A 12,859-nucleotide genomic window follows, 5' to 3' on the forward strand; every position below is an offset into this window, starting at 1 on the left:
ATTTTTTATTTCTTAAGATCAGCACTGCCAGGCATCTGTTCCGATTTTAGTTTGAATTTACAATATTCTACAATGCCCTTGTTGGCGCACAAATGGAATTGTTGTAGAATTCACGCAGTCGGGTGCCTTCCTTAGCCAGTTTGTCCAGATTGGGCGTTTTTATTTCTGAGCCATAGTTTCCAAGATCCGAATAGCCCATATCATCGACCATAATCAAAATGATATTGGGTTTTGAAGTTTCTGTTTTGTTTTGTGCCTGAACTAAAACTGCTGCAGCAAAAAGCAGTGTGATTGTAATTGTGATTTTTTTCATGCTGTTGTATTTAAATTTTAACCGTATTATTTACTGAACAGTAGAAATGCGATCAGGAGTGTAAGGATAATATTGAATAGCTGTGCTATTAAAAAGGCGTAGAGTGGTTTTTTACTGGTGTTGCTAAATAAGTCTTTGAAGTTGGTTTCCAGGCCAATACTGGTAAAAGCCAGCGCAAACCAAAGTCCCTGAAGATTCTTTAAACTGTCTTTTACATTGTCACGAACTTCGGGCGTAAGCAGAAAAGAAAAGACAACGGAAGCAGCAATAAAACCTATAACAAACTTGGGAAAACGTTCCCAGATGATTCTCAGTGTTGGCTTTGAATCGGCAGCTTCAGAAGAGGTATTGTTGGTGTACGTCCAATAAACCGATATGGCAAAAGCAGCCAATCCCAGCAATACATTTTGCGAAAATTTGACAATGGTACTGATTTTCAATGCTGTTTCGCCAACAAGTGTTCCGGAAGCCACCACAGCTCCGGAGGTATCAATACTTCCGCCCAACCAGGCTCCGGTTACTTCTTCAGGAAAGTTGAAATACCGGGCAATCATCGGCATGAAAATCATCATGGGGACCGCGGTGACCAATACCATCGAAATGACATAAGACAATTTCTTCGAATCTCCTTTAATCGCTCCCGAAGTTGCAATGGCAGCAGAAACGCCACAAATCGAAACCGCACTCGAAATCATCATAGTGAGTTCCTCATCAACGTTTAGTTTTCTGCACAGCCAGAAGGCAAAATACCAAACCGAAAGGACCACTACCAAAGCCTGAAAAAGTCCAAACGAACCTGCTTTAAGAATGTCTGAAAAGATGATACTGGTTCCCAATAAAACCAAACCGATTTTTACAAAAACTTCTGTCGAAAGTGCTGTACGAAACCATTCGGGCAGTCTGAAGAAATTACCGATTACCAAACCAATAATCAGACTGAAAATAACAGCTTCTAAGTTGATTCCTTTTACAAAAGTATTTCCTGCAATCAGCAAAGAAATCAGCGTCAGTACATAAACGACTGGAAAAACCACTAAAAAGTTTTTAACCGATTTTCCAATCAAAAAGGCACCTATTGTTCCGATGGAAATGAAATAGATAAATTGCAGAAAAATGATTTGCAGGTTTCCGGATTCGAAAACATCATTTTGTAGATCTGTTATGCCGGACCATTTGAAAACCGGTACAGCAGGAAGAAAAAGAAACAGGGAAACTCCAATGATCAGAAATCCTAAAAGAACTACTGTCCAGTCTTCGTGAAGGGTAAATTGTTTGGTTTTAGCTGACATTTAAATGTTTTTAGATTGTTATTTTTGAGCCAGAGCCGCATCAACATCATTTTTCAAATCACCTAAGCCATCTTTTTTGAAGACAATTTTACCATTCTGATATAAAATCAAAGTAGGGAAGACCCTTACGGTTTTTAGATCAGCAATAACCTGAGGGCTTTCTTCCAGTTCAATTTGGACGATTTTTAGTTTTTCTCCATATTGCGTTCTGAGGTTTTCTAAAATTGGTTTTACGCTTTTGCAGGTGGCACAATATTTAGATCCGATATCTACCAGAACGTAGTTGTTATCAGCAACAATTTTTTTGTATTCCGGCAGGGTTAATTTGCTCTTTAAATTGGTGTAAAAAGGTTTTCCGCCACCAATCCAGCTGGCAATTCCGCCTTCTAAAATATAGACTTCCGTAAAGCCTTTTTTGGTTAATTCTGTTGCTAAAAGACCGCTTCGGTAGGCTGCAATAGAATAAATAAATACCGGTTGCGACGGATTTAAGGCCGCTGCCGCTTTTTCGAAATTTTCTGATTTGGTATTGAAATTTAGAGCGCCTTCAATATGGTTTAAGGCAAATTCTTCCGGACCTCTTGCATCCACGATCTGTGGGTTTTTCTGGCTTTTAATTTTGTTATAAAAAGCATCTAACAAAACTACACCTGAACTTTTATCCTGTGAAAAACCGGCAAGGGTAAAAAGCAGGAGTACGGCGGAGATACTATTTTTGAGTATTTTATGTTTCATAATTTTTTCTCTATTTTAAAGTTGGCAGTGATTTTCAAAGTTGCATTTGAAAAACACTGCCAATCCTTACTTTATATAATTCCGATTTTGTGCTTCGGATTTCTTTATTTACTTCTGCTTATTTTATACCTGAGCCGGTTCGTCGTAATAGACCGGACTTGCTGCCGCGACAGGCTCTGCTTTTGGTTTTAGCGGAACAGATAAAACGCCTTCTGCCAAAGCACTTCCTTCTTTTTTAGACTTGAATATGGGCCATAAAAACTGGGCATACCATTCTTCTTGTTTATAGGATTTCATTCCGTATGATTTCGGGAATTTGCGGGTGATCAGCCCTGTTCCGAAGATGATATCCCAGATGAAAAACATATTTCCGAAGTTCCCTTTAAAGTGCCCGACACCATCTCCGCTTGTATCGGCGTGATGTGCGTGATGCGTTGCCGGAGTCGAGATCAGGCGCTCTAAAACCCATGCAATTGGATGTAATACCTTGTATTTGTAAAAGGGTTTGTCCCAGGCAATGCTGGAATGAGCGCCTAAAGTGATGAAACTTTTAATCACCAGTACAAATAAAGCAGGTAATCCTAAACCTAAATACGTCAGCGTGGCCGTTAAATAGATTTGTGAAAAGAAAACCGTATAAATAAAGTTTTGTCTGGAAGCCATCGCCATTCCCATATACGGAGCGGAATGATGGGTTCTGTGAAAACGCCATAAAAACGGAACCTGATGGTGCAAACGGTGGTACCAGTATTGTGTTAAATCATCGGCTATGGCAATCAGGAAAAATCCGCCCCAGAACGGAACCCAGGAGAGGGTATTGGCCAGATTCGGAATCAGGTAAGGCAAAGCGGTTAAGCTAAAAAAAGCAATTACGGGCGGTAAAAGCAATTTTGGTGCTAAGAAACAAACAATATCTACTTTACGTTCTTCGCCTGTCCACTGGTCGTCGTATAAACCTGCGGTAAATTCGATCACACCCAGAATCAGCATAAAAGCGGTTAATCCCCAGGTGCGAATGTTTTCGAATGCAGGTTTTGCGAATTCTAAAAACGATGGTAAGGTAATATGCGATTCACTCACCAGACCGTTCGTTAATTTAAAATAAAGGAAAATTGCCACTACAGGCAAACTGTATATGAAAAGACTGATACTTAAATCTCTTGTTAATTTTTCTTTTTGAACTATTGCCATGATTTCTTATTTTAAAAATTGATTTATTAATGCTAAACCTCCGGCCAGAATGGCTAATGGAACTAAAAATACAATTGCCCCAACGACAATCTTTTTTCCGATAATTTCATAGTCTACTCGTTTCATGATTATCTTATTTGTTGTTATTATTTATTTAATGGTTTCATTTCAGTTTAAGGCTTTTTTACTTGCTCTGAAAATCAATAAATTGGATAGCGTCACAAAAATAAAATAAAAACCTTTTAATTATATGGATTTAGTAGAATTTTATTGATTGGTTTTTTGATAATTTTGTTAAATACTTGCCGTTTTTTGTTATTATTTAACTTTTTGCATAACAGAGCCATTAGCTGCAACAGCGAATGACCCTGCATACTTATTTAGTCTTATTCATTAGTACCGGCAGGTTTATTGGCCTGACGAATTAATTCCTGAAGATTTTTGCTTTTATCGGTTCCATTGTTGTGTATTCTTCTGCTGAATACATCCTGCCAGTCAATTAGCGGATACACATTATTTTCCTTCGCTTGTTCATCAAACAGTTTTTGAAGTTCTGCTAATTTTTCAGGATATTTTTTAGCCAGGTTTACACGCTCATTAAAATCTTCATTTAAATTGTACAGCTCCCAAACATCCGTATCGAAATTACTTTTGACAGGTGCTTCGTTTTTGCCCAATGAATTTTTTAAAGTAAAGGAATCCGGAAGATGTGCTGCCGCAGCTTTCCATCCGTCTTTGTAAATCGCTCTGTTTCCGAAAATATAATAGTACTGAACTTTGTGTAAAGATTCGGCTTTGGCATCGTTAAGAGAAGCGTAGAAAGAAGAACCCTGAATTTTATCCTGCTTGATTTCACGGATCGTTTCCGGTGCTTTAATTCCCGCAATATCCAGTGTAGTCGGAAGTAAGTCTGTTACATGGCTGTATTGATTTCTGATTCCGCCTTTTTCTTTGATTTCTTTTGGATAAAAAACAATCAGCGGATTACGTGTTCCACCTTCTGAATGGGCATCTTGTTTCCAGTTTTTGAAAGGCGAATTCGTTGCCTGTGCCCAGCCTAAAGGGAAGTTGGTATTCAGACCTTTTGCCGTTCCGATTTCTCCGATGTTGTTTAAGTTATCCTGAAGATTTTTTTCATCAGATACGCCGCCGGCAAAAAGATTCTGGTTGATTGTACCTTGCGTAGTACCTTCTTTACTGGCTCCGTTATCGCCAATGGCCACAAAAATAAGCGTGTTTTCTAATTGGCCTGTTGCTTTTAGATGCTCTACGATTCTTCCAATTTCATGATCCGTATACGTCAGATATCCGGCGTACACTTCCATAAAACGGGCGTATACTTTCTTTTGGTCCGGAGTTAGTTTTTTCCAGTCTGCAATAATTGGATTACGTTTCGGTAAAATGGCATTTGCCGGAATCACACCTAATTTCTTCTGATTGGCTAATACTTTCTCGCGGTACACATCCCAGCCTTCATCAAATTTTCCTTTGTAGGGATCACTCCAGGATTCCGCAACCTGATGAGGTGCATGAACAGCTCCCGGTGCGTAGTACAAAAAGAATGGTTTGTCCGGAGCAGCTTTGTGCTGCTTCGTGATATAGCTAATGGCTTTATCCGTAATCTGGTCGGTCAAGTGTCTTCCGTCCGGAACAACGTGAGTGTTATCTTCTACTAAATCGGGTTTGTACTGATCGGTTTGTGAACCTAAGAAACCAAAAAAGTGCTCGAATCCTTTTCCGGTTGGCCATCTGTCGAATGGTCCGGCATCAGATGCTTCTTCATCTGGAGTCAGTCCGTATTTACCAACGGCAAAAGTGTTATATCCTTTGTCTCTTAAAATCTCGGCAATTGTTCCTTTATCCGACGGAATTCTGCCATCCCAGCCTGGGAAACCTGCTGACAAAACAGTATGCGAAAAGCCGCTTACGTGCACTTTTCCTGAATTTCTTCCGGTTAACAGAGCGGCGCGGGTAGGGGCACAAATGGCCGTTGTATGGAAGTTGGTGTAACGCAGACCGTTATTGGCCAAATTATCGAAAGTCGGGGTTTGTATTAAACCTCCAAATGCGCTTGACGCCCCAAATCCGACATCATCTAATAAAATCCATACAATATTGGGTGCTCCGGCAGGTGCTTTTAAAGGCTCCGGCCAATATTCTTTAGAATCCGCTAAGGTTTTACCAACAACACCTTTGAAATTGGTGTCTTGCTGATCTTGCGCAAAACCGAATTGCGCAACCAGTAATGCGGTAATCAAAAGACCCTTCTTAGGACTTTTGATTGTACTGTAGTTATTCATTTTTTTCATTTTAAATAGTTTTTAGTTGATTAAGTAATAATTTTACTTGTTTGCTTTGGTTAATAGTTCCTGTAGATTAGCTGGCGTTTGTTAGCATTATTTACCTAACATGTAACCAGGATTTTAACTGTATTATTTTATTTTATTCCAATCTTCAACACCTACTTTTACGGACCATTGCTGATGTAATTCAATCAGGGTCTGGAGCAGTTTTGGTTCTAACTTAGCTACATTTTTTGTTTCTGTTCTGTCGGTTGCAAGATTGTACAATTCCCAGGGCTGATTGTTTTCAGCTACTGCTTTCCACTTGCCTTTTCTTACGGCTCTGCTGCCTTCATGTTCCCAGAACAAGGCTTCATGCACATCAGATTGTTTTCCTTCAAATTCCTTTTTTAAGCTAATGCCTTCTAAGGGTGTGAGCTTTTTTCCCTGAAAAGAATCGGGATATTCGAAACCGGCATACTCTAAAAAAGTGGGAAAAATATCAATCAGATGACTTACTCTGCTGCTCAGTGTCCCTGCCTTAATATGCTTTGGATAATAAGCAATAAACGGCGAAGCAATACCGCCTTCGTGGGTGTTCTTTTTGAATAACCGGAAAGGCGTGTTGCTCACATTTCCCCACGGACTTTCGTAACTGTCAATCGACGCAACTGAGCCGGGAGTTCCGTTTTTTTGTGTCACATAATTCCAGTTTTTTACATCATCGGCGCTTCCGCCATTATCCGAAAGAAAAAGAACCAGGGTATTATCTTCTTCTCCCATAGACTTTACCTGCTGGAGGATTTCTCCAATTCCGGCATCCATCCGGTCGATCATGGCGGCATAAATTGCCATCTGGGTATCCCATTTGTCTTTTTCTTCGGGACTTATTTTTTTCCAATCCGGCACTTTTTCAAAACGATCGGATAAGCCCCAGTTTTTATCAATGATTCCCTGTTCTTTTAATTTTTTAAAACGCCTGGCTCTCCATTTATCCCAGCCTTCCAAATATTTGCCTTTGTATTTTGCAATGTCTTCCGGCAATGCCTGAATGGGCCAGTGCGGAGCATTATACGCCACATACAGGAAAAAAGGATGTTGCTGGTTTCGCTGTTTTTCTAAAGAATTAATAGCAAAATTGGTAATCTCCTGTGTCAGATAGGCAGAGGTATCTGTGCGGATAACTTCTTTATCTCCTTTCAAAAAGGTGACTTTTCTTCCGTCGTTATACAAAGGTTCCGAGTTAAAATAACTGCTACCATTGTTTTGTAACGTAAAAGAATCATCAAATCCACGATTAACCGCCCAGGCCGATGGTACTAATCCAACGTGCCATTTTCCGGAAACAATAGTGTTGTACCCGGCCCCTTTAAGTGCCTGCCCAATTGTGATGCAATGCTCGTTTAAATAGCCCCGATAGGCCGGAAACCCTTTGTCCTGAACCATGTCTCCAACACCCGCCTGGTGCGGATATAAACCGGTGAGTAATGAAGCCCGTGACGGACAGCAACGCCCCGCATTATAAAACTGGGTTAGAATAAGCCCGTTTGTAGCGAGCTTATTCAGGTTTGGCGTTTTAATTTCTGAGCCAAAAGCGCCAATGTCTGAGAAACCTAAATCATCTGCCAAAATGACGATGATGTTAGGCTGCTTTTTTTGTGCAGACAGCTGAAATGGTACAACAACCAACAAGGCAATAAGGAGCAGTTTTTTAATCATTTTATTTATTTCTATGTAAGCCTTTTAATTATAACCCGGATTTTGTGGCAATCCCACCGGATCGATATTTCTTTCGCTTTGCGGAATTGGATATAAATTATTTCTTTCTGAAACCGAATTTTTAGCCGTAACCTTTTTTACTTCTGTTACCAAAGTTCCCCAACGTACTAAGTCAAACCATCGTTGTCCTTCCTGAACAAATTCTTTTTTGCGTTCTTCCTGAATGGCAGCTCTAAAAGTGGTCTGGTTTAATCCGGCAAGATCTATCGCAGGGTCCGGTGTAGTAATTGGTTTTCCGAAGGCTCTTCTTCTGACCTGATTAATCAGTTCGTAAGCTTCTGCAGTTGGTGCTCCCTGTTCGTTTATGGCTTCTGACAAAGACAACAAAATGTCAGCATAACGAATGACAGGGAAGTTAATGGCCACATTTCCGGGAGTCGCCAGATTGTTTAAATCCAGATATTTTTTGAAAATAGGTTTTGGAAAAGTATAAAGTGTTCCGGTAGTCGGGTTAAGCAATTGTTTGGCATAACTCACATCTCTTCGGGTGTCTCCCGGAGCATAAATATCATAAAACAACGCTACGTCTGAGATAATATCTGCCGGTTCTGTAGCGGTAAATCCGGTAAATGAAGTAGACTGGAAGGTGCTTCCGCTGGATCCGTTTCCGGCCTGATTCGGCTCAAACTGAACAGAGAAAATATGTTCTTTTCCGTTCTTTTTTGTTTTGGTAAAAATATCCTGAAAATTTTCGAACAAAGCATATCCGTATCCGCCATTGATGACTTCCCTGGCTTTTAAAATAGCATTTGGATAATCTTTTCTCGTCAGATATACTTTCGCTAAAATGGCTTTGGCAGCTCCTGAAGTGGCGCGTCCCGCATCGGCAGCAGCGTAAGTTGCGGGTAAGCTTTCGGCATCAGTCAAATCTTTAATGATCTGAGCGTACACTTCATCAACGGTTGCTCTTCTGGATTTTAAACTTTCTAACTGAATAGATGTAGGTTCGTGCAAAACAATCGGAACGCCTGCCCAAAGACGTACTGCCTGAAAATAAAGCAATCCGCGGATAAACTTGGCCTCGTTGATTAATCTGGTTTTTACGGTCTCAGAGCCTGAAACTTTCGGAATGTTATCAATAGAAACATTCGCTCTGTTGATTCCGGCATAAATTTGTCTCCAGGCCACCTGAACACGGTCATTTGTAGCATCATGCGTTAAACTGCTCATGGCTCTTACTTGCGGGTTTGTGGCGGAAACTCCGGCAGCTGCATAATCAGAACCCATATCGGTTAAGAAATAAAGGTTTCTGCCGAATAAACTCTGCTCTCCCGGATCAATATTTAGGGAAGCGTACACAGCAGTTACACTTGCTATGGCATCATCCTGGGTTTTGAAGTAATTGGCTTCGGTTACAAAAGAGGTTGGTGTTACCTCTAAATCGGTGCACGATGCAAATAGACCGGCACTTAAAAGGAATGTTATAATAATCTTTTTCATTGTCTGTATTTTTTTTACTTAGAAAGTTACGTTCAGTCCCGAGATGAATGTTTTTGAGTTTGGATAAGAACCAAAATCAATTCCCGGATATAAGTTGTTTTGTTCGTACGAACTTACCTCCGGATCATATCCCGTATATTTTGTCCATGTAATCAGGTTTTCTGCAGAAACATAGAATTTTACGCTTTTTGCCCCCAGTTTTTTGGAGACACTTTTTGGTAATGTATAGCCCAGTGTGATTAATTTTAATCTCAGGAAAGAGGCATCTTCAACATAACGTTCCGAAACAATTCCTAACGGAGAACTTGAAGCTCTCGGAATTTCATTGCTTGGGTTTGTTGGGGTCCAGCGATCTTCAAGCGTTGTTGCAGCATTTGTTCCCAGTGTTGAAATTTCTAATTGCTGATTTAAAGCATTGAATATTTTTCCGCCATAAGATCCCTGGAAAGAGAAATTCAAATCAAAATCGTTATACGAAATCGAGTTGCTGAAACTCCCCACAAATTTTGGCTGGGAGGTTCCAAGATTTCCTTTGTCAAGCGCTGTAATAACCCCGTCGCCGTTAGTGTCAACATATTTTCGGTCTCCCACTTTAGTGTTGGCTAAACTGTTTATTTTGGGCTGTGTATTGATTTCTTCCTGAGTCTGGAAAATTCCGTTTGTTTTATATCCCCAGAAAGTTCCTAAAGGCAGGCCTACTTTTACCGTTACCGGCTGTTGCTGTAATAAGGAACCATTGGGTACTACCGGGAAAAACTGATTTACACCGTTTCCGATAGAAACTACTTTGTTTCTGTTGGCAGAAAAGACAATGTTCGAATTCCAGGAGAAGTTTTCGTTTTTTAGATTTTCGGTTGTTAAACCAATTTCGATACCTTTATTTTCAACACCTCCAATATTTTGCAGCACACTTGCATATCCGGAAGTAAGAGGTACCGGAACACTGATTAACAAATCATTAGTTTTTTTGTAATACACGTCAAACACAAAATTGATTTTTCGGTCTAATAATGATAAATCTAAACCCACATTATACTGGTCTGTTTTTTCCCATTTTAAGTCAGGATTGGCCAGGCGGGTAGGAGCCAGTCCGGTGTATAAGGTACCTCCAAAAGCATAGTTAACAGAGCCCATTGAAGCTAATGAAAGATAATTTCCAATTTCCTGATTTCCTGTTGTTCCGGCACTAATTCTAAGTTTAGCCTCCGTTACACCTTTAATGTTATTGGCAAATTCTTCATCTGTAATATTCCAGGAAAAACCTGCTGACGGGAAATATCCCCAAAGTGATTCAGAACCAAATCTGGAAGAACCATCCGCACGTGCTGAAAGGGTCAGGTTGTATTTTCCTTTATACGAGTAATTAACTCTCGCAAGCCATGACTTTAAGACACTTTCGAAGGCATCGCTATAGGGTTTGACGGCAACACCATCCTGAAGGGCATTGTAAGTGTTGGCATCATTTACAAAAGTATTTGAACCCGCATTTACAACCTCACCCTGTGTATATTGAAGCGTATAACCCGCTAAAGCAGAAAATTTATGGTTGTCGCCGAAGTTGGTATTGTAGTTCAGCGTATTTTCATTCAGTACAGAACTTACCAATCGGTCTCCAACAGAAGCTAAACCTTTTGTTCCGGCACCGTTTGAAGTGTTGGAAGGTGCATAGTAATTCTGTTTGGTATTGATTACGTCACCGCTCACCGCCACTTTGGCCGTTAGTTTTTTGGTTAATCTATACTCGCCAAATAAGCTCGTCAAAATGCGGTTGATTTTAGTTTCGTTGATAGTATTTTCTAAATCGTTAATAGGATTGGGAACATAACCATTAACAGAAGTTGCATAAGGATTAGAAGTTACGTTATAACTTCCATCAGCATTTTTTATGGGCACGACAGGAGCAGTTAATACGGCACTCGCTAAAGGGTTTGGATTTCTTCCGCCCGCTGCGTTACTTCCGACACCATTTGAAAGGGAGTTACTGTAATTGGCATTTACCCCAAATTTAAAATTCTGAGAATAATTTTTCTCGTAATTCACACGAAGGGAAATTCTTTTAAAATCAGATCCAAGGACAATTCCTTCCTGATCAAAATATCCTGCAGAGATCGCGTACCTTGATCTTTCGTCACCACCGGAAAGGGATAGTTGATGATTTTGCACCGGGGCTGCGCTTCTAAATGCAGCAGATTGCCAGTCGTAATTGTTGGAAGTTTTGAAGTCTTCAATTTGGGCAGGAGTAAAAGAAGGCGCCTGCCCGATACTTGCCTGAACATCATTACGTAAACTTGCCCATTGGCTGGCATTCATTAAGTGAAGTTTTTTTGAGATGTTTTGAAAGCCATAGTAACCCTGATACGAGATATTATCCTGACCTTTTGTTCCTTTTTTAGTGGTAATAATGACAACACCATTGGCACCACGGGAACCATAAATGGCAGTGGCAGAAGCATCTTTTAAAACTTCAATGGATTCAATATCAGCAGGGTTTATGGTCGATAATACATTGATACTGGCTCCCGCAAAAGAAACGCCTGCCGAACTGTTTGCGTTATCATTGTAAATCAGGATTCCATCTACCACATACAAAGGTTCGTTACCTGCTGTGATTGAGTTTCCACCGCGAATACGTACGCTTGAAGAAGCACCCGGACGGCCTGAACTTTGTGTAACTACAACCCCGGCAACAGCCCCTCTTAAAAGGTTATCTGCCGACGAAGTTACCTGAGATAAATTGGCTTTCGGAACCGAAGCTACAGAACCTGTAATGTCTTTTCGTTTTTGAGTTCCGTACCCGACCACCACCAGTTCATCTAATTCTTGTCTTTCTTCCTTTAAGTGAATGATAACCGGATTTTTATCCACTACAATTTCCAGTTTTTTGTACCCGATATAACTTACTATTAAGGTATACGGAAATTTCTGACCTGTCTGAAAATAAAATTTTCCTTCAGTATCTGTTACTACCCCGTGAGTTGTACCTTTAATATTTATGGAGGCCCCGATAATCGGCTGATTTGTAATGTCATCGACTACAGTTCCGTCGAGTTTGGATTGTATAAGCGGTGTTGTATTTTGCGCCTGAAATTGCAGTGATGCGAACAAAATAGTAACCCATAAAATGAGATTTATATTTTTTTTCATTTCTTTGTAATGGTTTAAATAATTAACAAGGCGCCCTGAGAGCTGAATTTTCAGCACTCTAAATGTTTCCTTGATTTAGTGATAAATGTTCTTTAAGCCTCGCCATTTCTGTTGCCGCAGAAATGGCTTTTTTTATTTACAGCAACACGTTTGCATCTTTTTCATCTTAGTTTTTGTTTAGTTATTAATTCTTTTTGGATTTATAGGTATCGTTTCAAAATCAGCCCAATACAAATCAATGTATTAGACAGATTTTTATATTTCAGTAAATTATTCTTTGGTGAATGGTAAAATATTCGTCTTTGAATCAGATTGATTTTGTGATTAGGAAATAATCAACAGACCGAATAAGGCTGAGAGGTTTAGCAACAGAAGCACATATAACAAAAAGTGTTATATGTATATTTTTTAGGTAAAATGTAGTACGATATGCTTTCGGTTGTTTTCAAAATATAGTTTTTTGGTTTCAAATATTATTTATAAACTCTACTAATCCTATAGACAAAGTTAATTTTAATATAATAAAATCCAAAAAAAAGTTTAATTATTTTTTTTCAGGACAGGAATAAAATAAATTTTTTTTATAAAATTAGTTTTTAAATAACTGTTAATCAATAAGTTATTTTTTATTTTTAAAAATATTACCCGCAGCGAGCCCGAAGAAATAAAAGAAAAAAAATGTGGCG

8 protein-coding genes are annotated in these 12,859 nt (G+C 39.5%); all 8 read right to left on the bottom strand.

Going from position 1 to position 12,859, the window contains the following annotated elements; translation table 11 throughout:
* Positions 1-67: 67 nt before the first annotated feature.
* The 8 genes from GJU43_RS02775 to GJU43_RS02810 all read right to left on the bottom strand — a co-directional run bounded on the left by GJU43_RS02775 (position 68) and on the right by GJU43_RS02810 (position 12,173).
* Complete coding sequence (locus GJU43_RS02775; protein ID WP_229654986.1) at positions 68-313, bottom strand: sulfatase-like hydrolase/transferase; 246 nt, start codon at positions 311-313, stop codon at positions 68-70.
* Between the two features lie 26 nt (positions 314-339).
* A complete protein-coding gene (locus GJU43_RS02780; RefSeq protein WP_154339321.1) occupies positions 340-1,602 on the bottom strand; it encodes a YeiH family protein in 1,263 nt (420 codons plus the stop codon).
* Positions 1,603-1,620: 18 nt separating this feature from the next.
* Positions 1,621-2,337 (bottom strand): rhodanese-like domain-containing protein, encoded by a 717-nt coding sequence (locus tag GJU43_RS02785; RefSeq protein ID WP_154339322.1) that lies wholly within the window; start codon positions 2,335-2,337, stop codon positions 1,621-1,623.
* Positions 2,338-2,460: 123 nt separating this feature from the next.
* Positions 2,461-3,528: a sterol desaturase family protein gene (locus GJU43_RS02790; protein ID WP_154339323.1), complete on the bottom strand. Its 1,068-nt coding sequence runs from the start codon at positions 3,526-3,528 to the stop codon at positions 2,461-2,463.
* A gap of 386 nt (positions 3,529-3,914) precedes the next feature.
* Positions 3,915-5,837, bottom strand: a complete 1,923-nt coding sequence (locus GJU43_RS02795) for an arylsulfatase (RefSeq protein ID WP_154339324.1) — start codon at positions 5,835-5,837, stop codon at positions 3,915-3,917.
* 123 nt (positions 5,838-5,960) lie between these two features.
* A complete protein-coding gene (locus tag GJU43_RS02800) occupies positions 5,961-7,529 on the bottom strand; it encodes an arylsulfatase (RefSeq protein WP_154339325.1) in 1,569 nt (522 codons plus the stop codon).
* Between the two features lie 24 nt (positions 7,530-7,553).
* Positions 7,554-9,029 (bottom strand): RagB/SusD family nutrient uptake outer membrane protein, encoded by a 1,476-nt coding sequence (locus GJU43_RS02805; protein ID WP_154339326.1) that lies wholly within the window; start codon positions 9,027-9,029, stop codon positions 7,554-7,556.
* Positions 9,030-9,047: 18 nt separating this feature from the next.
* Positions 9,048-12,173: a TonB-dependent receptor gene (locus GJU43_RS02810; RefSeq protein ID WP_154339327.1), complete on the bottom strand. Its 3,126-nt coding sequence runs from the start codon at positions 12,171-12,173 to the stop codon at positions 9,048-9,050.
* Between the last annotated feature and the right edge of the window lie 686 nt (positions 12,174-12,859).

It is taken from the genome of Flavobacterium sp. LC2016-23 (assembly GCF_009674775.1).
GTDB lineage: Bacteria > Bacteroidota > Bacteroidia > Flavobacteriales > Flavobacteriaceae > Flavobacterium.

Bases quoted from the DNA above. Each gene is read 5' to 3' on its own strand.
- GJU43_RS02785 (WP_154339322.1), bottom strand. From the start codon at position 2,337: ATGAAACATAAAATACTCAAAAATAGTATCTCCGCCGTACTCCTGCTT.
- GJU43_RS02780 (WP_154339321.1), bottom strand. From the start codon at position 1,602: ATGTCAGCTAAAACCAAACAATTTACCCTTCACGAAGACTGGACAGTA.
- GJU43_RS02810 (WP_154339327.1), bottom strand. From the start codon at position 12,173: ATGAAAAAAAATATAAATCTCATTTTATGGGTTACTATTTTGTTCGCA.
- GJU43_RS02800 (WP_154339325.1), bottom strand. From the start codon at position 7,529: ATGATTAAAAAACTGCTCCTTATTGCCTTGTTGGTTGTTGTACCATTT.
- GJU43_RS02805 (WP_154339326.1), bottom strand. From the start codon at position 9,029: ATGAAAAAGATTATTATAACATTCCTTTTAAGTGCCGGTCTATTTGCA.
- GJU43_RS02795 (WP_154339324.1), bottom strand. From the start codon at position 5,837: ATGAAAAAAATGAATAACTACAGTACAATCAAAAGTCCTAAGAAGGGT.
- GJU43_RS02775 (WP_229654986.1), bottom strand. From the start codon at position 313: ATGAAAAAAATCACAATTACAATCACACTGCTTTTTGCTGCAGCAGTT.
- GJU43_RS02790 (WP_154339323.1), bottom strand. From the start codon at position 3,528: ATGGCAATAGTTCAAAAAGAAAAATTAACAAGAGATTTAAGTATCAGT.